Annotated in this window: 18 protein-coding genes; 5 read left to right on the top strand and 13 right to left on the bottom strand. The window is 60.7% G+C overall.

Going from position 1 to position 22,550, the window contains the following annotated elements; translation table 11 throughout:
- Positions 1-73: 73 nt before the first annotated feature.
- The 12 genes from QMK52_RS22115 to QMK52_RS22060 all read right to left on the bottom strand — a co-directional run bounded on the left by QMK52_RS22115 (position 74) and on the right by QMK52_RS22060 (position 14,527).
- On the bottom strand, positions 74-334 hold the full coding sequence (locus QMK52_RS22115) for a DUF2934 domain-containing protein (protein WP_005788027.1): 261 nt from the start codon (positions 332-334) through the stop codon (positions 74-76).
- A gap of 23 nt (positions 335-357) precedes the next feature.
- Positions 358-3,108, bottom strand: a complete 2,751-nt coding sequence (locus tag QMK52_RS22110) for a malto-oligosyltrehalose synthase (protein WP_320403419.1) — start codon at positions 3,106-3,108, stop codon at positions 358-360.
- Positions 3,105-5,189, bottom strand: coding sequence for a 4-alpha-glucanotransferase (gene malQ, locus QMK52_RS22105; RefSeq protein WP_320403418.1), 2,085 nt, complete (start codon positions 5,187-5,189; stop codon positions 3,105-3,107). The genes QMK52_RS22110 and malQ overlap by 4 nt, the downstream gene beginning before the upstream one ends.
- On the bottom strand, positions 5,186-6,931 hold the full coding sequence (gene treZ, locus QMK52_RS22100) for a malto-oligosyltrehalose trehalohydrolase (protein WP_320403417.1): 1,746 nt from the start codon (positions 6,929-6,931) through the stop codon (positions 5,186-5,188). Before treZ ends, malQ begins: the two co-directional genes overlap by 4 nt.
- Positions 6,932-6,962: 31 nt before the next feature.
- Positions 6,963-8,519, bottom strand: a complete 1,557-nt coding sequence (gene glgA / locus QMK52_RS22095; RefSeq protein ID WP_005788034.1) for a glycogen synthase GlgA — start codon at positions 8,517-8,519, stop codon at positions 6,963-6,965.
- A gap of 457 nt (positions 8,520-8,976) precedes the next feature.
- Positions 8,977-9,930 (bottom strand): D-2-hydroxyacid dehydrogenase family protein, encoded by a 954-nt coding sequence (locus tag QMK52_RS22090; protein ID WP_320403416.1) that lies wholly within the window; start codon positions 9,928-9,930, stop codon positions 8,977-8,979.
- Positions 9,931-9,946: 16 nt separating this feature from the next.
- Positions 9,947-10,948 carry an alpha/beta hydrolase gene (locus QMK52_RS22085; RefSeq protein WP_320403415.1) on the bottom strand — a complete coding sequence of 334 codons (1,002 nt, stop codon included), beginning with the start codon at positions 10,946-10,948 and terminating at the stop codon, positions 9,947-9,949.
- Between the two features lie 45 nt (positions 10,949-10,993).
- The gene (locus QMK52_RS22080; protein ID WP_005788040.1) at positions 10,994-11,431 is read right to left on the bottom strand and encodes a YqaA family protein; all 438 of its coding nucleotides are present in this window, start codon (positions 11,429-11,431) and stop codon (positions 10,994-10,996) included.
- 9 nt (positions 11,432-11,440) lie between these two features.
- Complete coding sequence (locus tag QMK52_RS22075) at positions 11,441-11,887, bottom strand: DUF411 domain-containing protein (RefSeq protein WP_005788041.1); 447 nt, start codon at positions 11,885-11,887, stop codon at positions 11,441-11,443.
- A gap of 82 nt (positions 11,888-11,969) precedes the next feature.
- The gene (locus QMK52_RS22070) at positions 11,970-12,428 is read right to left on the bottom strand and encodes an SRPBCC family protein (protein ID WP_320403414.1); all 459 of its coding nucleotides are present in this window, start codon (positions 12,426-12,428) and stop codon (positions 11,970-11,972) included.
- Positions 12,429-12,518: 90 nt separating this feature from the next.
- Positions 12,519-13,421, bottom strand: coding sequence for a calcium-binding protein (locus QMK52_RS22065; protein WP_320403413.1), 903 nt, complete (start codon positions 13,419-13,421; stop codon positions 12,519-12,521).
- A gap of 200 nt (positions 13,422-13,621) precedes the next feature.
- Positions 13,622-14,527 (bottom strand): AraC family transcriptional regulator, encoded by a 906-nt coding sequence (locus QMK52_RS22060; RefSeq protein ID WP_005788046.1) that lies wholly within the window; start codon positions 14,525-14,527, stop codon positions 13,622-13,624.
- A gap of 103 nt (positions 14,528-14,630) precedes the next feature.
- Here QMK52_RS22060 and QMK52_RS22055 point away from each other — a divergent pair, with 103 nt between their 5' ends.
- Genes QMK52_RS22055 through QMK52_RS22035 form a run of 5 tightly spaced genes read left to right on the top strand, consistent with a single transcriptional unit; the run spans position 14,631 to position 19,036 of the window.
- Positions 14,631-15,191, top strand: coding sequence for a carboxymuconolactone decarboxylase family protein (locus tag QMK52_RS22055; protein ID WP_032875627.1), 561 nt, complete (start codon positions 14,631-14,633; stop codon positions 15,189-15,191).
- A 39-nt stretch (positions 15,192-15,230) separates the two neighbouring features.
- On the top strand, positions 15,231-16,292 hold the full coding sequence (locus QMK52_RS22050; protein WP_320403412.1) for an acyl-CoA dehydrogenase family protein: 1,062 nt from the start codon (positions 15,231-15,233) through the stop codon (positions 16,290-16,292).
- Positions 16,289-17,092 carry an ABC transporter ATP-binding protein gene (locus tag QMK52_RS22045; protein ID WP_005788050.1) on the top strand — a complete coding sequence of 268 codons (804 nt, stop codon included), beginning with the start codon at positions 16,289-16,291 and terminating at the stop codon, positions 17,090-17,092. The genes QMK52_RS22050 and QMK52_RS22045 overlap by 4 nt, the downstream gene beginning before the upstream one ends.
- Positions 17,079-18,278: an ABC transporter substrate-binding protein gene (locus QMK52_RS22040; RefSeq protein ID WP_005788052.1), complete on the top strand. Its 1,200-nt coding sequence runs from the start codon at positions 17,079-17,081 to the stop codon at positions 18,276-18,278. The genes QMK52_RS22045 and QMK52_RS22040 overlap by 14 nt, the downstream gene beginning before the upstream one ends.
- Before the next feature lie 53 nt (positions 18,279-18,331).
- Complete coding sequence (locus QMK52_RS22035; protein WP_164699546.1) at positions 18,332-19,036, top strand: ABC transporter permease; 705 nt, start codon at positions 18,332-18,334, stop codon at positions 19,034-19,036.
- 47 nt (positions 19,037-19,083) lie between these two features.
- Here the strand turns inward: QMK52_RS22035 and QMK52_RS22030 are convergent, their stop codons facing one another.
- Positions 19,084-22,548: a membrane-targeted effector domain-containing toxin gene (locus QMK52_RS22030; RefSeq protein ID WP_320403411.1), complete on the bottom strand. Its 3,465-nt coding sequence runs from the start codon at positions 22,546-22,548 to the stop codon at positions 19,084-19,086.
- Positions 22,549-22,550 lie beyond the last annotated feature (2 nt).

Raw genomic sequence — 22,550 nt, 5'->3', positions numbered from 1 at the left:
TGACGGTGTTTCAGCGAAGGACATGGACGAAAAAGGGCCTGTAGCCTGGGATAACGGCTGCAGGCCCGAGAAATCATGGGGCGGGTGGTTTTGGTTTCTTGGGGGCGGTCGGTTTTTTCGCCGCAGGCTTGGCGGCTACCGGATTGGGTTTGGCGGCCGCCTTGGGCGCGGTTTTCGGCTTGGCGGCAGGCTTGGGCTTGCTGGGCGTCAGCGCCTCGGCTTCGGCCAGTTTGCGCGCCATCTCCCAGTGGCGATCGTGCGCACCGTCCGGCTTGCCTTCAGACTCCCAGATCTGATGCGCCAGTTCGCGAATACGTTTGTCTTCTTTACTCATCACAAACTCCTCACAGAAAATGTTCAGCTTTCTTGATTATCAGGATTGATAAAGACATTGACCGGGAAATCCCCCAGGGCAGCGCTGATCAACAGCTCCTTGTTGGGTGTGACTGCGCCTGTTTGAAAAAGTCCCTTCCAGTTTTGTGTTGGGGTGGCGAACGGTAATCTCACCCGGGTATCGCCCCACACCTGCGCATTGATGTGGGGAAATACACCGTTTTCCAGCAACGGATAAGGCCAGCGCGGCACCACCACCAACAGCTGTTGGCCCTGGTGCTCACGGTAAAACGCAACCACGCGCTCCGCGTGCCGACCCACTACTTCGAGCGGCGTATAGCTGCCGTTGCGCAACAGCTCGGGACAGGCTCTACGTGCGTTCAGCACCTGGGCGATCAACGCTTGTTTGATACGCCCATCGCGCCAGTTGAACAACAGCTCACCGATGTCGGGTGGGGTATCCAGGGCACGCTGTCGCGCATCGAAATCCACCGGGCGTCGGTTGTCCGGATCCACCAGGCTGAAGTCCCAGAACTCGTCGCCCTGGTACACATCCGGTACACCCGGCACGGTGAGGTGAAGCAAAGTTTGCGCCAGGCTGTTCAGAGCGCCGGAGGGGGCGATGGCTTGAGCGGCGCTGTCGAGCGCATCGCGCAGCGGTCGGCCGGCTTCGCTGAGCAGTAGACGCTTGAGGAAGCGCTCGACACCCTGCTCATAAGCTTCGTTGGGCGCGCTCCAGCTGCTGTGTAACTTGGCTTCGCGCAGAGCTTTCTGTTGCCATTGCCAGAGCCGTTGCTGGTAAGCCTCAAAGTCCGGGTTGTGCTCCAGCGGCCAACTGCCGAGCAGCACCTGATACAGGATCAGCTCATCACCCGCCGAGGGGCTGTCGGTACCCTCGCGCAAGGGCGCGGCGAGGTTGCGCCAGTGTTCGACCTGTTCTGCATACCAGGGCGCGCACTCGCTGAGCACCGCCAGGCGTGCGCGGGTGTCTTCGCCGCGCTTGTGGTCATGGGTGGCGGTGGCCAGCAGGTTGTCCGGGAAGCTGGCCAGGCGCTGTTGATTGGCCTGGTGAAAGTCTGCCAACGGCGCACTGAATTGTTCGGTACTGAAGCCCACGTCGTTACGCGACAGCAATACGGCCGAGCGATAGAACGCGGTGTCTTCCACGGCCTTTGCTGCGGCGGGTGATGTCAGCTGCTGGAAGCGCACGCAGGCATGTTTGAGGATCTTGCGCTCACGGCCCACCGGGCGATTACGCCAAGGCTGGCCGCCCAGCCATTTTTCCAGGTGTTCAAGCACCGGCCAGTCGCCTTCGTTAAGGGTACTGCGCGCACCGTCCATGGCCTGCTGGAGCACCTTGTCGTCGGCGGCGCTGCGGCCCCTGGCACTGATGTAGGTGCGGTACACCGGGAAATGCACAATCAGCTCCTGCAAGGCCCGACGGATCGCACCCAGGGTCAGGTCGCGGGTCATTACATCATCGCGGGCCACTTGCAGCAGGGCCTGCGCCACACTTTCGAAGTCGCCGCCCAACGAGCCATTGAGGATTTGCTGGCGCGCCAAGCGGGCTTCTTCGATAAACGCCGAGGGCCGTTCGCTGTGGCGCGTCCACAGGTCGGCCAGCGGAGCAAAACCGTCAGGATGGTGTTGCAGCAAAGACACTTGATTCATGAATTCGTAGCCGGTGGTGCCGTCCACTTGCCAGTCTTCGCGCAGGGTTTCGCCTTCGCCGAGGATCTTCTCCACGAAGATCGGCACATGGCGCTGTGGCGACAGCGCGTCCACGCGGCGGCGCAGTTTGCGGCAATAACCACGCGGGTCGGCCAGGCCGTCGATATGGTCGATGCGCAGGCCATCGATCAAGCCTGCGCTGATCAGCTCGAAAATCTTGCCGTGGGTGGCTTCGAACACTGCCGTGCGCTCCACGCGCAGGCCACCCAGCTCATTGACGTCGAAAAAGCGCCGCCAGTTGATGTCGTCTGCGGCGGTGCGCCAACTGGCCAGGCGGTAGGTCTGTTGCTCAAGCAAATGATGCAAGCGCTCGAAACCCTCAGGCTGGCGACCATCGAAAGCGGCCAGCCGTTGCTTGATGGCCGGCAAGACCTCGGTGGCGCGTTCGGCCAGCGCCTGCTTGAGCCAAGCAGCTTCGGTGTAGGCATCGTCCTGATAGGCGAGGGCGGCGAAACGCTCGGCCAGCGGTTTGAGCACCTCATCGCCGCCCAGGATCAAGGCGTAGTCCCGTGGGCAGATCGGGAAGCGATGCTCGTAATGCTCGGCGTAGAAGCTGCCGTGAACGGCGTCGAACTTGAGCGTCAACGCTCCGCTCTGCAAGGCTTCGCCGTAATCGCTGCCCAGGAACGGCATCAGCAATTGGCCTTTGAGCAACGGATCGGGCGAGTGCCACTGGATGTCGAAAAACTCGCTGTAGGGGCTCAAACGGCCCCACTCCAACAGGTCCAGCCACCACGGATTATCCGCGCCACCCACGGCCATGTGGTTGGAAACGATATCCAGGATCAGGCCCATGTCGTGCTCACGCAGGGCGGCGACCAGGCGACGCAACGCAGCCTCGCCACCCAGCTCCGGGTTGACGCGGGTTGGGTCGACCACATCGTAGCCATGCATGGAGCCGGCGCGGGCGCTCAGGAGTGGCGAGGCATACAGGTGGCTGATGCCCAGGCGGGCAAAATACGGCACCAGCGGCACCGCATCATCGAGGGTAAAGCCTTTATGAAATTGCAGGCGCTGGGTGGCGCGCAGGGGCAGTACGTTCATCGGTCACGCTCATAGGCTTGGTTACGCGCCACGGCCAACAGTTCGAGGCGGCGCGCAGCACTGTCGTGGTCGAGCAGGCTGGCGGCCTCGCCTGGCAAGCGTCGGCGCCAGTTGGGGTGGGTATCGAGGGTGCCGGGCAGGTTGGCTTGCTCTTCGATGCCCAGCGCGTCCTCCAGCGGCAGCAATACCAGTGGCGCACGGGTGTGGCCGAGGTAGCGCACGCTGGCGTCGATCACGTGATCGGTGTCGTTGCGGATCTCATCGACGAAATTCTGCGGGTCCTGGCTCAAGGCCTGGCGCAGTGCATGACGTTCGCGCAGACGGTGTTCGCTCCATTGCTCCACGGTGGGAGGGTCGATCAGGTCGAGCTGGATATTCCACTCGATATCACGGCTGTGCCACCAGCCATTGAGGGTGGGCAGGTCGTGGGTGCTGGTGGTGGCCAAAGCATTGTCGGGCCAGTCAAGAATCGGCATGAACCGGCCTTCGTGGTCCTGTTCGAACAGCAATACGCGCATACCCAGAATCGAGCGGGCGCTGAGCTTTTCACGCAGGCCCTCGGGCACCGTACCCAGGTCTTCACCGAGGACGATGGCCTGGTGGCGGTGCGATTCCAGCGCCAGCAAACGCAGCAGGTCGTCCACCGGGTAATACAAGTAGGCGCCTTCGCGGGGCGAGGCACCCAGGGGGATGACCCACAGGCGTTGCAGGCCCATCACATGATCGATGCGCAAGCCACCGGCATGGGCGAAGTTGGCCCGCAGCATTTCGATAAACGCGCGAAAGCCATTGCGTTTGAGACCTTCCGGGGAGAAGGCGGAGATGCCCCAACCCTGGCCTGCACGGTTGAGAATGTCCGGCGGTGCGCCAACCGTGAGGTCGGCCAGCAGTTCATCCTGGCGGCTCCATGCCTGGCTGCCGCCACCGTCGGCACCCACCGCCAGGTCGGCAATCAGGCCGATGCCCATGCCGCTGCCACGGGCGGCCTGTTGCGCGCGCGCCAGGCTGCGGGCGATCAACCATTGGGTGAAGGCGAAGTAGCCGATCTCATCGCGGTTTTCTTCAGCAAACCGCGCCAGCGCCGGGCTCTGCGGCGTGCGCCAGTCTTCGGGCCAGTGGCGCCAGTCGAGCTCCTCGCCGGCGGCGGCACGTTGCGCTTGCACGGCTTCGAAGCGGCAGTGGTTTTCCAGGGCCTCGCCGCCGGCCTGGCGGAAGCTCTGGAAGTCGGCATGTTGCGGATGTGCGCCGTGGCGGAAGTCTTCATACAGCGCACGCAGCAGGCGTTGCTTGGCCTTGGCGGCGGTGGGCCAGTCGATCAGCGTGAGTTGCTCCAAATCCCGAAGTTCGTCGGTCAGGCCGACGGCCTCGGTAGCGTCGCGCACTTCACGCTCGCCAAGGATGCAGGCGGGCGAGGCGTACAGGCTGTTGAGAAACAGGCGACTGGACGGTGAATAAGGGCTGAAACGTTCGGGGTCGGCGCTGAACATCGCGTGCATGGGGCTGATCGCCACTGCGTCGGCACCGCGCTCGGCCGCCGAGCGCACCAGATGCTCCAGGGCCAGGGTGTCCCCGAAGCCACCATCGCCGAGGCGACGCAAGGCATACAGCTGGGCACTCAAGCCCCAGGCGCGAGCGGGGCGGCTGTCCACCGCGTCGGCCACGCTGTAGCAGTGGCTGGGCGCAACGGCCAGGGTGAAGGTTTGCCCATCGATATGCACCTGGTGGTAGCCGAGGGCAATCACCCCGGGCAGCACCGCATTGCCGTCCAGGCGCAGCTCCAGGGTTTCACCACCTTCCAGGCTGACGCGACACGGCGTGTCCGGGGCGAAGTAGCGGGCCAGGTCCAGGCTTGCGCCGCTGTCGATGGTGATCAAGGGCGGCAGGTGCGTGTCTTGTTGCACCTGCTCCAGTTCCTGCAGGCTGGCGTCGATCTCGGCGTCGGTATCGGCCGGGTGCCCCAGCCCTTTGAGAACGGCGCGCAAGGCCTCGGGCTGCACGTGTTGCGGGCGACCGTTGGCATCGATCCAATCGACGGCCAGGCCCGCGCGACTGGCGAGTAGTTCCAGGTTCGCTTCGCTCAAAAGTGTTCTCCGACAGGTGATAAGCAAACGCGTGCGCTCAACGGTGGTAACTGCGTACCTTGCTGGGCAGGCGTCTGAAAAATGATGGGGTGGCGCGCGGGGTGATCCAGAGGCTGTTCACTCAGGTTCAGGTCGATCTGCAACAGGCTGCCATTGCCCAGGCGCCAACGCGCCGTCACAGCTCCCTCGGCCATCACCTGCGCGCCCAAGGCTACAGTGCCCGGCAAGTGCGGCACTATGTGTTGGTGACGCAGGCTCAACAGGCGACGATAGAGCTGGGTGTGCTCGTTCTCGACGAAAGAGGGTGCCGATTGCACAAAGGTTTCCAGTGCGTTGGGATCGGGAATGCGTTCGCGTTGCTCGGGGTCGTGAAACGCCGCGAAATCGGCGAACTCGTTGCGCCGGCCTTCGCGCACCGCCTCGGCCAGTTCGCCGTGATGGTCGGTGAAAAACAGAAAGGGTTCGGCCGCATTCACCTCATCGCCCATGAACATCAGCGGAATCATCGGGCTGAGCAGCAATAGAGCCGTGGCCGCGTTCAGCGCCTGGGGCGAACACAGTTGGTGCAAGCGTTCGCCCAGGGCACGGTTGCCGATCTGGTCGTGGTTCTGCAAAAACGCCACGAAAGCGCTGGGCGGCAGATCCGCGCTGGGTTCGCCGCGTGCGTGGCCGTGGCGGGTGGTTTCGCCCTGATAGATAAAGCCCTCGCCCAGGCAACGCGCCAGCTTGGCGGTGGGCTGTTCGGCGAAATCGCTGTAATAGGCGTCGGTTTCACCGGTCAGCAGCACGTGCAGCACGTTATGAAAGTCATCATTCCACTGGGCGTTGAAGTCTTCCTTCAGCAGGCTGGCCTGGTTCAGCTCGTTCTCCAGCACCAGCCAGACGTGCCGTTCGTCGTGCACCTGCTGACGCACGCGGTGTGCCAGCTCCTGCAAGAACCCGGGATTATCGATGGCGTGTACCGCATCCAGGCGCAGGCCGTCGAAGCGGTATTCCAGCAGCCACATCAGCGCGTTATCGAGGAAGAAATCCCGCACTTCACGGCGCTCGAAATCGATGCCGGCGCCCCACGGGGTATGCGCGTCTTCCTGGAAGAACCCTTTGGCGTACTGTCCGAGGTAATTGCCATCGGGCCCGAAGTGGTTGTAGACCACATCGAGCATCACCGCCAAACCATGGGCATGGGCAGTGTCGATCAAGTGCTTGAGCTGTTCGGGCGTACCGTAGGCGGCGTGCGGTGCGTAGGGCAGCACGCCGTCATAGCCCCAGTTGCGTTCACCGGGGAACTGCGCCAGCGGCATCAACTCGATCGCAGTGATTCCCAGCTCAGCCAGGCGTGGTAGGTGCTTCTCGACTCCTGCGTAGCCACCCATGGCGCCCACATGCAGTTCGTAGATCACCGCGGTGTGCCAGGGGCGGCCTTGCCACTGGGTATTGCGCCATGGGTAAGCGTTGGGGTCGACCACTTGGCTCCAACCGTGCACGTCCTGGGCCTGGGCCCTGGAAGCGGGGTCGGGAACCGCGTTTTCCCCATCGATGTTAAAGCGGTAGAGCGTGCCGGCAGGGCAGGCTGCTTCGACTTCGAACCAGCCATCCGCCTGGGGCAGCAGGGTGATGGATTTACCGTGTTGCAATTCAACGCTGACATAAAAAGCGTCTGGCGCCCACAAGGCAAAACGCGTGTGTTGCGCGTCCAGCATGATTGCGCCGTGGGGCCAGGTGTCCAGAGTCCGTAACGGCATCTATGAAGACCTCCCGGGTTGGTTCAAGTGGCTATTTGGTTGGTTTCCCCAAGGCCTTGGCCACCAGTTGTTCGTAGAGCTCAGCGTAGGGTTCAACCGCCTGGCACCAGTTGAACGGTTGTGTCATGGCGCGGCTGCGCATGGCGTTGAGCAGGCCGGGGAAGGCGAATACCTTGAAGGCACGGCGCAGGGCTTCTTCGTAGCTTTGCACCGTCGATTCATTGAACAGGAAGCCGGTGACGCCATCTTCGATGGTGTCCGCCAGGCCACCGGTATTACGCGCCACCGGCAACGAACCAAAGCGTTGCGCGTACATCTGGCTCAGGCCGCAAGGTTCATAGCGCGAAGGCATCAACAGGAAGTCGCTGCCGGCAAACATGCGACGGGCATCGGTCTCGTTGAAGCCGATGCGCACACCCACCTGGCCCGGGAAGCGCAGCGCCAATTCGCGCATGGCCTGTTCTTCTTCGGGTTCGCCACGGCCGATGATCGCGATCTGGCCACCGTTTTCGACGATAAAGCCGGCGACCGCTTCAGTCAGGTCCAGACCCTTCTGATAAACCAGGCGTGACACCACGGCGAACAGCGGGCCGTTGGACGCGTGCAGTCCAAACAGCTCGCGCACATGGGCGGCATTTATCGCCTTGCCTTCCCAGTCGCCGATATTGAAATTGTGGGTCAAGTGCGTATCGGTGGACGTTTCCCAGCTTTCGTCGATGCCATTGGGAATCCCGCTGAGCAGACCTTGTTGAGTCTTGCTGGCAAGAAAGCCATCCAGGCCACAGCCGAATTCCGGCGTGGTGATTTCCTGGGCGTAGGTGGCGCTCACGGTGGTGATGTGGCTGGAATACGCCATGCCCGCCTTGAGGAACGACATTTTGCCGTAGAACTCCATGCCTTCCTGCTGCAGGGCATGGGGTGGAATGCCCAGTTCGGGCGTCGACGCCAGGCTCACCACACCCTGATAGGCCAGGTTATGAATGGTGAACAGCGTTGGCGTGCGTGACCCACGCCAGTGCATGTACGCCGGCGCAAGGCCCGCGGGCCAGTCATGGGCGTGCACCAGGTCGGGGCACCAATGGATCTGTGCCAGGTTGGCGGCCATGTCAGCGGCGGCCAGGCCCAGGCGGGCGAAGCGAATATGGTTATCCGGCCAGTCGCGGCCGTTATTGGCGCCGTACGGCGTGCCTTCACGCTCGTACAGTTCGGGGCAGATCAGCACATAGATGACCAGGCCGTCCGCAAGGTCCATGCGCCCGATCTTGCACGGCGGCAGCGCCGCGTGGCCACCCAGTTCACCGACGATATGAATCGGGTTGTCGCTTTCCATCACTTGCGGGTAACCAGGGATCAGCACCCGCACATCGTGCAAATGCGCCATGGCGCGGGGCAGGGCGGCGGACACATCGCCCAGGCCACCGGTTTTCACCAGGTCGGCGAACTCGGAAGTGACAAACAAGACTTTCTTTCGATTCGGATTCTGACTCACGATCGGCCGCACAGTGTTGGGCAGGTCGACCAAAGACGTTGGCCCCCCTACCGGCTGACTAAAACGCTCTCCCTGAGTATCTACTGCGGCACTGATCATAATGCACTCCCATTTGTTGGTTCGCTAATGGCCCGCTGCCACTAGCTCCAAGTGGCCGCATCCTGCGGCCAGGCACACCAGCGCTATACAAGCTGGCAAGGCGTATGCCAGTTGCAACGTCGGCTGAAAAAGATTGGATGAACGGGCATTCGGCGTGAAACGCTCGTGCACGTCCTTACCTAAAACTTGACCTGAGGCGGAGTTGGAAAGTTTAGATTTTTTGCGGGGTTTTTGTTTTGGAACGGACCCATCGGTCATGAGTCTAGGCCAGATCCCAGAGCCTGCCGGGTTTAGCGTGGTTTTTTGTAGGACAAAATAAATCTAACGATATGCCCCCTGTGGCGAGGGAGCTTGTTCCCGCTGGCCTGCGTAGCGGCCCCCAAAATCTTGGGAGCGCTGCGCACTCCAGCGGGAGCAAGCTCCCTCGCCACAAGGGGGGGTGCCCTTAAATGGTGCGTCAGCCCAGCACGCGAATGGGCACGCCATCGGCCCAGGCCTGAATGTCTTCAATCATCTGTTGATAGAACTGCCGGTAATTGCGCTCACTCACATACCCCACATGTGGCGTGGCCAGCACATTGGGCAAGCTGCGAAATGGATGATCAGCCGGCAGCGGTTCCTGGGCATACACATCCAGCGCCGCCCCGGCCAGGCGGCCACTGCTCAATGCCTGCACCAGCGCCTGCTCATCCACAATCGGCCCGCGTGCGGTGTTCACCAGCTGCGCCGTGGGCTTCATCCACGCCAGAGCCTGGGCATCCACCAGCCCACGGCTGCGCTCACTGAGCACCAGATGGATGGTGAGGATATCCGCCTGTTCAAACAACTCGCGCTTGCTGACCCATCTCACGCCTGCTTCAGCCGCCCGTTGCGGCGTGAGGTTTTCGCTCCAGGCGATCACCCGCATACCGAATGCCTGGGCAAACGTCGCGACTTTCTGGCCGATACTGCCCAGGCCGAGCACGCCCAGGGTCTTGCCATGCAGGTCACCGCCCAGGCCCACCTGCCATCCGCCTGCGCGCAGCGAGTTGGCTTCGGCGAGCAGATTGCGCGTAGAGGCCATGATCAGCGCCCAGGTCAGTTCCGGCGCCGCGTGTTTATAGCTGTCGGTGCCGCACACCTGGATACCCAGGGCCTTGGCGGCGGTAATATCGATGGCGGCATTGCGCATACCGCCGGTGACCAGCAATTTGAGCTTGGGCAACTCTTGCAGCAGGGCCTCATCGAAGGTGGAGCGTTCGCGCATGACGCAAATCACCTCGAAGCCCTTCAAGCGTTCAACCATTGTCGCCGTATCAGCGGGGTAGTCGTGGAGGAACTGCACCTGGCCCACGCCGTCCAGCGCCGACCAATCCACCACGTCACTGGCGACGTTCTGCCAGTCATCTATCACTGCGATCTGTATCGACATGCCATGGGCCTCGAAATCAAAGGGCATTCATACCCTGCAACAGCGCTTTATGAAACTGCTCCGGTTCTTCCATCTGTGGCGCATGGCCCAGGCCGGGGAATTCCACCAGCGTGGCGTGGGGAATCAGCTTGGCCACCTGCTTGCCCAGCACTTGGTAATTGCCAATCCTGGCCTTGACCTCGGGCGGCGCTACATCCTTGCCGATCGCAGTCGTGTCGCTGGTGCCAATTAGCAACAGGGTGGGCACCTTCAGATCCTTGAATTCGTAGTACACCGGTTGGGTGAAGATCATGTCGTAAATCAATGCCGAGTTCCACGCGACTTGGGTATGCCCCGGGCCTTTGTTCAGGCCGACGAGCATATCCACCCAGCGTTCGTATTCCGGCTTCCAGCGCCCGCCATAATAGGTGTCGCGTTCATATTTGCGCACCCCGTCGGCGCTCATTTTCAGTTCGCGCTGGTACCACTGGTCGACGCTCTGGTAGGGCACACCGAGGGCTTTCCAGTCTTCCAGGCCGATAGGGTTCACCAGTCCAAGTTGTTCGGTTTGCTCGGGATACATCAAGGCATAGCGAGTGGCAAGCATCCCGCCGGTGGAATGGCCGATCACCGTGGCTTTCTGGATGCCGAGTTTTTCCAGCAGTTGGTGGGTGTTGGCCGCCAATTGCTGGAAGCTGTACTGGTAGTGATCGGGCTTGCTGGAAGTGCAGAAGCCGATCTGGTCGGGGGCGATGACGCGGTAACCGGCACTGCTGAGTGCCTTGATCGAACCTTCCCAGGTGGCACCGCAAAAGTTCTTGCCGTGCATCAGCACCACGCTGCGGCCGTTGGCTGTGCCTTTGGCGGGCACGTCCATGTAGCCCATTTGCAGGGATTTGCCTTGGGATTGGAAGGTGAAATGCTGGAGAGGATGGGGGTATTGGAAGCCTTGGAGTTCGGGGCCATAGGTGGCGGCTAACACGGGGGTGGCGCTCACTGAAAACAGGCCGGCTATGCATAACGAACGGATGAAAGGCATGGGCTGGGGCTCCGAGAAAGATGTCCGGATGCTCTTGGGAGAGGATTAACGGGGGATTAACACCCATTGCAACGTCAGCGCTGCGAGCACGCCATAACGCAGGCCTTTGGCCAGGGTAACCAACAGCAAAAACCGCCACAACGGCTCGCGCATCACCCCGGCCACCAGCGTCAGCGGGTCACCAATGATCGGAACCCAACTGAGCAACAGTGTCCAGTGCCCCCAACGCCCGTAATGGCGGCGGGCTTTGTCCAGTTGCCTGGCGTTCACTGGAAACCAACGCCGCTCCTTGAAACGTTCCACCGAGCGTCCGAGCAGCCAATTGACCACTGAGCCGAGCACGTTGCCAAGCGTAGCAATGCCCAGCAGTAGCCACAGCTGGTACTGGCCGTTCAGCAACAGGCCCACCAACACGGCTTCCGATTGCAGGGGCAATAACGTTGCGGCGCCAAACGCCGCGACGAACAGGCCCAGGTAACCCATCAGCACCGGTCAATGTGCCGGGTAGTCGGCTACTACTACGTCTTTGCCGTCGCGGGTCAGGCCAATGACTTGATAGGCCTCGCTGCGACCGTCAACTTCCATGCCTGGGGAGCCCAGCGGCATGCCCGGTGCGGCAAGACCCAGCAGGTCGTCGCGCTTGCGCAAGGCCATTACTTGTTCGGCAGGTACGTGACCTTCGACGAATTTGCCATCGATTACCGCCGTGTGGCATGAGCCAAGGCGCGGGGCGACGCCCAGGCGTTGCTTGACCGCGCTCATGTCTGCTTCAACGTGGTCGTTGACCTTGAAACCGTTGTTTTCCAGATGGCTGATCCATTTTTTGCAGCAACCGCAATTGGCATCGCGGTGTACATCGATGGGAATCAGCTCGGCGGCCTGGGCCAGGGGGGTGGCAAGCAGGGCGCAGAGCAAGGCCAGTCGCAATGGGATTTTCATCAGGGGTCTCACTGAAAGCGCAGCAATAAACCGCGCATTCTCCCTGCTTTTTACACTGAGACGCGGTGGTAATGTTTCTAAATTATACGAAGTTTGGGCTTTCCAACCGCTGCTTGAGCTGGTCCAGGGCGATGGCGGAGAGTTTGATCATGCGTTCGTGCAAGGTTGCCAGTTGCAGTTCGGTTTCATACGTCAATACGCGCTTGAACCGAGTGCCACCCTGATGAGCTTGCAAAAAATAATGGATACAACCGTCCACTGCCAGTGAGGTGAACACGGTCTTGAACTCGTCGGGGCAGCGGGCGATTTGCACGCGGTAGCTCATTGATACGCGAATGCCCAGCAGGTCTATGTCTTCAGTAAAGCGCGAGCCGACCGGCAATGAGCCGCGGGTGCCGGTGTCGGCGCTGAGGGAGGAGGGGTGCCATTCGTGCCAGCGGTCGGGCTGGGTTATATAATCGTAAACAGTATGGATTGGGACCTGGATGAAGCGTTCCTGACTGATCTGCTCCAAGCGGATCGGCTGCTCAGTCGCGTGCATGACACACCTCCTGTGTGGCGGGTTTTTACACTGGGAGTTGTCAGAATAGTCCGACTCCCGCGCTTCGCACGGGAGTATTGCGACCGTTGGTTAACTTGGTTGCTCGCTGGCTTTGCCCGGTTTGGCCTGATTCCAGGCCGAGCCTTGGGTGAGTGTCAACTTATCATTGACGCGCGTGTAAATGCTGTCCGTTGGCCGATGATTGGCGATGCGATCATTACCTTCACCGGTATAGAAAGACGTACGGTCATGCCCTGTCAGCAGATCATCGCCGTTGCCGCCCTTCAGATGGTTGGTCCCGCTACCGGCATACAGTTTGTCGTCGCCGTCGCCACCATCGAGCAAGTTCTGTTTATGTGCATTGCCAACCCCTGCATCGAGTCGGTCGTTGCCCCCGTTACCGAACATGATGGTGTTGCCACTGCCGCCGATGATCAGGTCGTCTCCGTCGTTGCCTTCGGCGTAGCCTGAGTTGCTGCCCAAGAGCAGAGTATCGTGGCCGCTGCCGCCAAATAGCCCGGACACGCCACCGCCGGCCTGGATGAAGTCGTTTCCGGCGCCACCCTGTACTTCCAGGAGGTGCTTGACGTCATCATCGATGATGACCCTGTCATCGCCGCCGTTGGTTTTGATCAAAAGGCTCTGATCCGGGCCTTGTGGTGCTTTGGCGTCAAGCACATACGGTCTGCCGTTGATGATGAACTGCAGCTTGTCGCCCGGCCAACTGCGCACGTGGACCTCGTCGGCGCCGTTACTGGTTTCTATCACAAGTCGGCTGGAGCTGATCTGCGGTTTTTCGGGGTTCCGGGTGCTCCAGGTAATTTCCCGGCTGAAGGTCACATCACTTTTTTCAAGCAGCAGGTGCGTCCTGATATTCGGTACGCCCAGCTGCAGGTCTAAGGGGGGGTCATAGGGTGACGGCCTGGACCGCTGCGGTTCGGTGGAAGCCGTGGAGTGATGGGGGACTGCTGCATGAGTGAGGGGTAATAGCATCAGGTGTCCTTCGGGTTGATCGTAGAAAGTCTGACAGTGCGCCATGACTACTCTTGCGTGGAGGATCAGCCCAAAGGGTTCCTGCGGGCGGTGACGCATTTGCGTCAAGGCATTTATGCCAACCTTTAATGCGCCCCCCGGGGCGATCAGATATCCAGCATGGCCAGCACTTGCCTGGGGTAGCGCAAACCGGCGATTGCTTAGGCTTGTGCCCTGCGATAGGCGCCGGGTTGCTGACCGGTGACTTTATGAAAGGCCCGGGTAAATGCGGCCACCGACTGATACCCGGCTGCCAGCGAGACCTCGGCCACGGTCTGGTCCGCCTTGAGCAGCCCACAGGCATGGCGCATACGTATCACCAGCAATACCTGCCCCGGCGACTGCCCGCATAACTCCCTGAAACGCTTGAAAAACGCCGAACGGGATAACCCCGTGCACGCCGCCATGCTTTCCAGGCTCCAGGGCTCGGCCGGGCGCGCAATCAGTTGCTCCAGCAGGCCGGCAAATGCCGGTTGCCGGCCCAACGCTGCCAGGCCGCCCAGCTCAGTGTTGTCGATGACTTGCTGGCGCAGTACATATAAAAACAACAAGTGGCAAAGACGTTCGAGCAAGGCCGAGGAGGGCGCGGGTAGGCGCTCGCACTCCTGCAGGATCAATTCGAACAGATTGCGCGCAGCGGTCAACGATGGATCACCGGCACGCAGGATGATCCAGGCGGGCAGGCTGTCGACAATCATCGCCGACAAGCCGGATTGGAAATGGAAGAAGCCGCAAACCAGGCCCACGCCATCCATGGCACTGCTATCGAGGGGCAGCATCGGCCGGCGAGGGCACTCTTGGGCGCTTGCCGCGGTACTTTCCCCGGACAACCGATAGGCCAGGTCACGCAGTAGAAACACGGCGTCACCATTGTTCAGGTGCCGGGGCGTTGGATCACCGTCGATATGCAGCCAGCAATCGCCCTGCACGATCAAATGGAAGCTTGCCTGGGCCAGGCCGTGCGTGCTGGCGTGCCAGTCACCGCAGTAGCGGCCGACGTGAAACAAATTGGTATTGAGTTCAAGGCTATCTAATAACCAATCGACAAGTGTGCTGGACGAATTCATCTAATGGAAAGACTCAAGAGCAAGTAATCGCTACTTTAGCCTATTGAGCGATTTTTTTAGAACCAACAGACTGGCGCACTCGAACCCAACAGGAGACCACTCCATGTCCCGTGTACCGTTGCTCACCCCTGACACCGCCCCGGAAGCGGCGAAACCTTTCCTGGAAAATGCGCAGAAGGCCTCGGGTTTCATTCCTAATCTGCTGGCGGTATTGGCCAATGCACCGGCGGCGCTGGAAACCTATATCACTGTCTCCGGCTTGAATGCCAAGGCCGAACTGAGCCTGGCCGACCGCGAAGTGGTGCAGTTGATTGCTGCTACTACCCACGGGTGCGATTTCTGTGTCGCCGGCCACACCGCCGTTGCGCGCAACAAGGCCAAGCTGCCCGAGAACGTGATCGAGGCCCTGCGCCGGCTGGGTGAGCTGCCTGATACTCGCTATGAGACACTCGCCGCCTTTACCCGCGAAGTGATCGCCACTCGGGGTGATGTCAGCGATGCCGGCTTTGAGGCATTTCTCGCGGCCGGCTATACCAAGGGCCACGCGCTGGAGGTCATCCTGGGCGTAAGCCTGGCAACCCTGTGCAACTTCGCTAACGTGTTTGCCCGTACCCCGCTGAACCCGGAACTGGCGCAGTACCGCTGGGAAAAACCGGCAAGCTGAATCGGCGATGGTCCACCTGCTGTAAAAGGAGAGACATGAATGCTTGACCCAATCTTGAGCCGTTGGCTCGATGTTCAAGCGCAGGCCCTGGATGTGGGCAGTTGCGATCCACAGGAAGTGCTGCCACGCCTGGCAGAAGCCAATATTCTGAAAATCGGTGTGCCCACCCAACTGGGCGGGCTGGGCGGTGACGTGACGGGTGCGGTCGAGGCCATCGCCAATATGGCCAGCCATTCCCTGGCGGCGGCATTTGTGTGCTGGGGCCAGCGCTCGTTTATCGAGTACTTGTTGCAGAGCCCCAATCAGCGCCTGCGCGAACACCTGATGCCGGACCTGCTCAGCGGCAAGTTGGCCGGAGCCACCGGGCTGTCGAATGCGATGAAGTTCATATCGGGTATCGAGTCGTTGCAGATCAGCGCCGAGCCCAACGAGCATGGCTGGACGCTCAACGGTCGTCTGCATTGGGTGACCAACCTGCGCAAAAATGGTTTTGTCGCCGCAGCTGCTATCGAACATGCCGGCGGTGGTACGCCGTTTATCCTGGCGATCCCGGATTCAGTGGCGGGCTTGCAGCGCTCCCGCGATCTGGAGCTGCTTGGGTTGCAATCGAGCAACACCGCTGCCCTTGGCCTGGAAGGCGTGGAGCTGAGCCGTGACTGGTTGCTGCACGAGGACGCGCGCAAGTTCCTGCCGGCAGTGCGCCCGGCGTTTCTTGGCTTGCAGTGCGGCATGTCGATTGGCCTGGCCCGCCGTTCCCTGGCCGAGGTGGCCAATCATCTGGGGGCCAGCCGTACGGTGTTGCGCGAAGAGCTGGAAGCCTTGCGGGCGACGCTGGACCATCTGGTCAGCGAGCTCAAGAGCGGGTTGCTGGCCGGGCGCTTTGCTGCCGAGCCGATCCCCTTGTTCAAGCTGCGCATTGCCCTGGCAGAAACCGCCGCCAGCGCCGTGCAGCTTGAACTGCAGGCCAGTGGCGGCAAGGCCTACCTCACCGCCCACGGCAGTGGTTTTGCGCGGCGCTGGCGCGAGTCGGCATTTGTGCCGATTGTGACGCCCAGCCTGGTGCAACTGCGCACTGAGTTGCAGCGCCAGGCCAACCTATGAGCCAGGCGGTCATGACGGCCCAGGGGATTTGCCTGGGGTATGCCAGCGGCCCGGTACTGCAAGGGTTTGACTTGCAGTTGCAGGCGGGCGAAGTGGTGTCGATCCTGGGGCCCAGCGGCGTGGGCAAATCCAGCCTGCTGCGTGTGCTTGCCGGCTTGCAGCTACCCCAGGCCGGTCGTGTGCACGTGTTGGGCGAACCCTTGAGCGGTCCGCACCCACGGGTGGCGGTGGCCTTTCAGGACCCAAGCCTGTTGCCCTGGTTGAACCTGGAAAAGAACGTCGCCTTTGGCCTGGACTTCGCCCGCCAACCGCACCTGAGTGTTGAAGAGCGCCGCCGTCGTGTCGACCACGCCATCGCGGCGGTAGGCCTGGAACATGCGCGCCAGCAGTTCCCGGCGCAACTGTCCGGCGGCATGGCCCAGCGCACCGCGCTGGCCCGCTGCCTGGCCCGCCAGCCTCAAGTGCTGCTGCTGGATGAGCCCTTCGGCGCGCTGGACGAAGTGACCCGCGCCGACATGCAGCACCTGCTGCTCAAGGTCAACCGTGAGCAAGGTTCGGCGGCGGTATTGATCACCCATGACATCGACGAAGCGCTACTGCTGTCCGACCGCATCCTGCTACTGGGTAACCGCCCGGCACGGACGTTGGGTGAATGGCATATCGACTTGCCGCAACCTCGGGACGAACAGGTCGAGGCCATCGGCGCGCTGCGTATCGATATTCTGAAAACCTTACGGCAGGCGAGCCGCCCTCAACCCAACCCCCTTGAACAACAGGAGCTTAGCCATGTGTCTGGATGACCTGACCCACTCGCGCCGTGACTTTCTCAAACTCTCGGCGGTGCTCAGTGCCGCCGGCGCCTTGCCGCTGTTGAGCAGCCTGCAGGCGCGTGCCGCCAATGAGCCCGACGCGCCGGTGCGTATCGGTTATCTGCCGATCACCGACGCCACGCCGTTGCTGGTTGCCCACAACAACGGCCTGTTCGAAGCCGAAGGCATCAAGGCCGAACGTCCGGTGCTGTTGCGCAGTTGGGCCCAGGTGATCGAGGCGTTCATCTCGGGGCAGGTCAACGTGATTCACCTGCTGTCACCGATGACCGTGTGGGCGCGCTACGGCAGCAAGGTGCCGGCCAAAGTCGTGGCCTGGAACCATGTGGGCGGCTCGGGCCTGACTGTATCGCCAGGCATAACCGACGTGAAGCAACTGGGCGGCAAGTCGGTGGCGATTCCGTTCTGGTACTCGATCCATAACGTGGTTGTGCAACAGCTGTTCCGCGACAACGGCCTCACGCCGGTGACGCGTGCGACCGGCAGTTCGATTGCCGCCAATGAAGTCAACCTGATCGTGTTGCCGCCGTCGGACATGCCGCCCGCACTGGCCAGCAAGCGCATCGACGGCTATATCGTCGCCGAGCCGTTCAACGCGCTGGCCGAGAACCTCAAGGTCGGCCGCGTGCAGCGCTTCACTGGCGACGTATGGCGCAACCACGCGTGCTGTGTGGTGTTCATGCACGAACACGATCTGACCAACCGTCCGGAGTGGTCGCAGAAAGTAGTGAACGCTATCGTCAAGGCCCAGGTGTGGACCCGCGACAACCGCGAAGAGGCGGTGAAGCTCTTGTCCAAGGATGGCCCGAACCGTTACACGCCACACGCCGAGCCGGTGTTGAGCAAAGTCCTGGCCCCGGCTGCCAGCGACCGCGCCGCCTATTTGGCGGACGGTGCGATCCAGCACGCCAATTGGGACGAGCACCGCATCGACTTTCAGCCTTATCCCTTCCCCAGTTACACCGAAGAACTGGTGCGCCGCCTCAAAGACACGCTGATCGAAGGCGACAAGAAGTTTCTTGCCGATCTCGATCCGGCATTCGTCGCCAAGGACCTGGTGGACGACCGTTTCGTGCGTCAAGCGATCGAGGCGGTGGGCGGCATGAAAACCTTCGGCTTGCCGGGCGGCTATGAGCGGCATGAGGAGATTGGCGTTTGAACAACGGTAGAATCCTGGGCTGGTCGCTGGGGTTGAGCGGCTTGGCAGGTTTGATGTTGCTGTGGTGGCTGGGCGTAAAAGTGTTCGGCGAGGCCGACGGCCTGTCGGCGCGTTTTTCGCTGGCGGCCACCGCAAGCAGCCTGTGGGAACTGCTTGGGCGCAGCGAGCTGTACCTGCACATTGCCGTGAGCCTCAAGCGCATTTTTGTCGGGCTGTTTCTCGCACTGTTAGTGGGGGTGCCACTGGGGCTGCTGGTGGGCAGTTCGCGCAGACTGGAAGCGGCGACCACGCCGGCCTTCCAGTTTCTGCGGATGATTTCGCCGTTGTCCTGGATGCCGATCGTGGTGATGCTCATGGGGGTAGGCGACCAGCCGATCTATTTCCTGCTGGCGTTTGCCGCGGTATGGCCGATCGTGCTCAACACCGCAGCCGGCGTGCGTCAACTCGACCCGCGTTGGTTGCAGTTGAGCAAGAGCCTGAGTGCCACGCGCTGGGAGACGTTGCGTCGAGTCATCATTCCTGGTGTGGTCGGGCATGTGCTGACCGGCGTACGCCTGGCCATCGGTATCCTATGGATCGTGCTGGTGCCGTGCGAGATGCTCGGGGTCAGTGCAGGGCTGGGCTATTACATCCTCGATACCCGTGATCGCCTGGCGTATTCGGAGTTGATGGCGATGGTGGTGGTGATCGGGCTGTTGGGGTTCGCGCTGGATGCGCTGGCACGTGGGCTGCACCAGCGCTGGGTGCAGCGGGGATAAACACGCACATTCGAGCGACACACTGTCGCTCGAAGCGCAGGGCAGGGTTAAACCTGAATAACCAGGTCACCTGGCAAGTCTGTGGGGGAGAGAGGGTTTCGTACGTTGGGCGAAGGTTTGTCGAAGACCCCGATACTGATGCTGCCTGTCATCTCGGCCAAGCCCGGAACACCCTCAGTGGTATTCATGTGTGATTGACCGACCAAGGCAAGCCACTTTTCCGTTCCAGAGTTGGCCTGGATCACTTCTGACGCATAGTAATTGAACTCTTCGAGGCGTTGCCTGGAGCCGAACCCTGTCTCGGTGCGGCCTAGTTTTGCGTCTTTATGCCGGGTTAAATAATAGTGATCAAGCGGCAACACCTCGATGCCATGCAACTCGAATTTGGCTTTGAGCTCGTCAAAGGTCGGTTGGGTACGAGGGAGGTTAGGATTGGCAAGGTTGCCGATGCCATCATCCACAATACCCTTGGGCGGTAAGTCGATGACGCCTTCGAAATAGATCTTCTTCACCCCTTCCTGTTTAAATTTTTCAACATTGTCGAAGAGCAACTTAAAGCTGGCCATCTCTTTATGGGACTCTCCGAACACGATGCCATTGGACACTTTCAGTGCCTCTGTGATCACTTCGGCTGCGGGCGCGGTCTTGGAGATTTGCGGCGCCACTATGCGTGGTGGCAGGGCGCCGTCTTTGATGGCGTCATAGGTCTCGTACATTTCCTCGATGAATTTTTTCAGCGTTTCATCTTTGCCGTCACCGCGCAGGAAGTGCCCTGGCTCCAGTTTCCCTTTCATGCTTTCTACGTAGCTGCCTTTGGGCAGCTCCTTTCTTGTGACTTTGCTGCTGATCCTGGGACGTGTAGGTCGACCTATCGGGTCGAATCGATGCGCTTGCGAATGACTTGGGGCGTATGCCACAGGCATGTAAGTATGCGTCGGAACGAACGCCTCAAGAGGCGGGCCGTAAGGCTCCCGAGTGTCCGCATCCACGGCGTACCATTTGCCCTCATGTAGAACGGCAGAGGCTTCCAGGTTTTTGTCACCACGCTTGAACAGGCCGATAGCGACATCATCGAAGGCCGCGCCTGCCTCGATCAGGTCGCTGCCCCTGGCCATGCCTCGCAGACGCTGTATGCCGTCACCGGCTGCGCCGGCACCTGCCAGAGCCAGCTTGCCGGCGCCCACCGCCGCATCGCCTAAACCACCCAGCGGATTGAAAGCGCTCAAGACGTCGGCGCCGATTATTCGGGTGGCGCGCGCCAGTTTGCTGATGGCGTTGCTGGTTTTATGCGCGCCCTTCAGCAATTTTGACGCGGTGCCCACGCCGACAGTGAGAAAACCGAAGACGTCAAATGCCAGATCGACAGCCGCATCTTTATAGTTGCCGTTACGCCAATTGACGATGGCCGTTCTCAGCGGAATCAGATCGAGGATAAATTCGCCGATGGTATTGAGGGTGTCACGGTTCCTCTCCGTAGACGTCCTACCTTCTGCTTGCCGCCTGACGGCGTCACTGTCGATGCCCTGCGCGTTGACTATCATCTGGGCGATGTCGTGGATGCGTGGGTTTTTGAATGTGTTGACAGGGGGGCTTTCTCGGGTCTTTTCGATACCCAGATTATTCAGGTTCTTGCTGAGTGGAAGTGCTTCGATCCTGGTGACTTCATTGGCTATGTATTCATCCGCTGCGATGCGTCCCGAAGAAGCTTTTTTGATAGTCGCGGTGACCGGGTCGAATTCGTAGACGTGTTTCTCGCCCTTGAGCTCTGCTTGCATCAAAACTCTTGGGCTGGTGTGGAACAGTTTGTTTGGCCAAAACGGAATAGGCGAGCTGCGGTAGGTGTTCTCTTGATAAAAACCAAGCTTTGCGTTGTTTAAAATCTCTCGATCTGCGACAGGCAACTGGGTAATGGCATTCATCCACGTGTAATGGTGGATTTTTTTACAATGGGTCGTTACTTCGGCGAATTGTTTATCAAATTCCTGGGGGACGTTGAAGTGTGGGCTGTGGGTGAAAAGAGCGACGGCACCCAGGTTGATGCCCTTGGTGTTATTGCGGATCACCCAGTCGTTGGTGTTGATTTTCAGCCCTTGCATGGTGAGCTCGCGTAGCGAGTAGAGAGGGCCGAGGCGTTGGCCCTTGAGCCCCATCTTGTGATAATTCAGACAAAAGAGTTTGTCATCCAGAGGGAAGTCATCACCCAAGTGCTGCTGGATTCGTTCTTGTGCCATTCTTTCTCGATTCGGCAAGGGTTTGTCGAGCAAAGCGGACGCCTCTTTCAACGCTTCATGTTGAGCATTGAAAGCTGTGCGGGCGTACTCGAAATCCTCCGCGGTGTAGTGTGCGTCGTCGAGGCGGTAAATCACGTCGTTGGCCACACACCAGTCAATCAGTGCATTTTTCTTTGCCGCTTCACTGGCTGGGTATTGCGACGGGTCTGCGCACATCACTTCGGCGAAGTTCATGTTGATCGTCCTGCCGGGCGTGTGAGCTTCGATACCGGCCACCGCGATACATAAGTTCGCCCACGCCTGGCTGTGGCAACGTACTGACGCTGGAATGTCTTTGATCAAAAACTGGGGGGCGACCCGCATCAGCAGCAACCGGGCTGCCAGCGCGGCGGTAGCAGGGGAGGTACGGCCAGTGCTGCTCAGGTGATTGGCAAGGGCCTCAACCACGGAGGCGGGCGATGAGTCCCTGTGGATTTCGACGCCCAAATCAAAGCCGGCCACTATGTTTCGATTGGATTTTTGATCCAGCGCTTCAGGGTCGAGGCTCAAGTGGATGGTCGCCAGCACATAGTCATTGGCGCTGCTGCTTGTGGCAATCCCGCCCACACTGGCTTGAACCGCGGCGCCTAGCGCTGCGGCTTGCGGTGAGTCGAGCAGTTTCTCCAGCGCGGCAGCAGGGTCTTGCATCAGTTGTGGAGACAGGGTGACGGCGTTGGCAAGGTAGTCCAGGGCGCCGACGCCAGGCTTGGGCAGTGGCAAGCCTGGCAGATTCGCGCTATTCGACGCGATGACATTGTAGGCCGTGCGCTGATGTTCAATGCTCAATGGCAGCGTCCAGGCCAGAGCACCACTCAAGTTGCCCAATGGGTGCTTCTGGACGTGCTCGTAGAGGGTCTGGGCAAGCTCCTGCAGCTCTACTCGGGTCTTGGGATAGTAAGGGCTTGCTGCTTTGATGAGCGATTCGAGGCTGGCGGTGCGTGGGGACGCATCGGCGGACGCAAGCGTGAGATGGGTGGACAGGAAATACGCGGCCACGGCTTCTGGCGTTGCGTCTTCGGGCAGTTTCTCCAGCGCCGTATCGAGGGCCTTGGCAAGGTTATGCAGCTCCTGGCGGTCGCTTGATTTTTTTCTCAGTGTCTGGCGTCCATCCGGCAGCGCTGGCTCAGCGGTGGCGGTGGTATCGCCCACCTGAGCGTCAACATCTGGCGGTGTTTGGGGGAGGTCGGTAGATAGCGGCGAAAATTGCAAACTACGAAGTGGGGCAGCATGTTGAATGTTCACAG

Source organism: Pseudomonas sp. P9_2 (assembly GCF_034008255.1).
GTDB classification, from domain to species: domain Bacteria; phylum Pseudomonadota; class Gammaproteobacteria; order Pseudomonadales; family Pseudomonadaceae; genus Aquipseudomonas; species Aquipseudomonas synxantha_A.
This window is presented reverse-complemented; position numbering and strand designations above follow the sequence as displayed.

Excerpts from the sequence above, each read along its gene's own strand:
- QMK52_RS22115 (WP_005788027.1), bottom strand. The coding sequence starts at position 334 with ATGAGTAAAGAAGACAAACGTATTCGCGAACTGGCGCATCAGATCTGG.
- QMK52_RS22110 (WP_320403419.1), bottom strand. The coding sequence starts at position 3,108 with ATGAACGTACTGCCCCTGCGCGCCACCCAGCGCCTGCAATTTCATAAA.
- treZ (WP_320403417.1), bottom strand. The coding sequence starts at position 6,931 with ATGCCGTTACGGACTCTGGACACCTGGCCCCACGGCGCAATCATGCTG.
- glgA (WP_005788034.1), bottom strand. The coding sequence starts at position 8,519 with ATGATCAGTGCCGCAGTAGATACTCAGGGAGAGCGTTTTAGTCAGCCG.
- QMK52_RS22090 (WP_320403416.1), bottom strand. The coding sequence starts at position 9,930 with ATGTCGATACAGATCGCAGTGATAGATGACTGGCAGAACGTCGCCAGT.
- QMK52_RS22085 (WP_320403415.1), bottom strand. The coding sequence starts at position 10,948 with ATGCCTTTCATCCGTTCGTTATGCATAGCCGGCCTGTTTTCAGTGAGC.
- QMK52_RS22080 (WP_005788040.1), bottom strand. The coding sequence starts at position 11,431 with ATGGGTTACCTGGGCCTGTTCGTCGCGGCGTTTGGCGCCGCAACGTTA.
- QMK52_RS22075 (WP_005788041.1), bottom strand. The coding sequence starts at position 11,887 with ATGAAAATCCCATTGCGACTGGCCTTGCTCTGCGCCCTGCTTGCCACC.
- QMK52_RS22070 (WP_320403414.1), bottom strand. The coding sequence starts at position 12,428 with ATGCACGCGACTGAGCAGCCGATCCGCTTGGAGCAGATCAGTCAGGAA.
- QMK52_RS22065 (WP_320403413.1), bottom strand. The coding sequence starts at position 13,421 with ATGCTATTACCCCTCACTCATGCAGCAGTCCCCCATCACTCCACGGCT.
- QMK52_RS22060 (WP_005788046.1), bottom strand. The coding sequence starts at position 14,527 with ATGAATTCGTCCAGCACACTTGTCGATTGGTTATTAGATAGCCTTGAA.
- QMK52_RS22055 (WP_032875627.1), top strand. The coding sequence starts at position 14,631 with ATGTCCCGTGTACCGTTGCTCACCCCTGACACCGCCCCGGAAGCGGCG.
- QMK52_RS22050 (WP_320403412.1), top strand. The coding sequence starts at position 15,231 with ATGCTTGACCCAATCTTGAGCCGTTGGCTCGATGTTCAAGCGCAGGCC.
- QMK52_RS22045 (WP_005788050.1), top strand. The coding sequence starts at position 16,289 with ATGAGCCAGGCGGTCATGACGGCCCAGGGGATTTGCCTGGGGTATGCC.
- QMK52_RS22040 (WP_005788052.1), top strand. The coding sequence starts at position 17,079 with ATGTGTCTGGATGACCTGACCCACTCGCGCCGTGACTTTCTCAAACTC.
- QMK52_RS22035 (WP_164699546.1), top strand. The coding sequence starts at position 18,332 with ATGTTGCTGTGGTGGCTGGGCGTAAAAGTGTTCGGCGAGGCCGACGGC.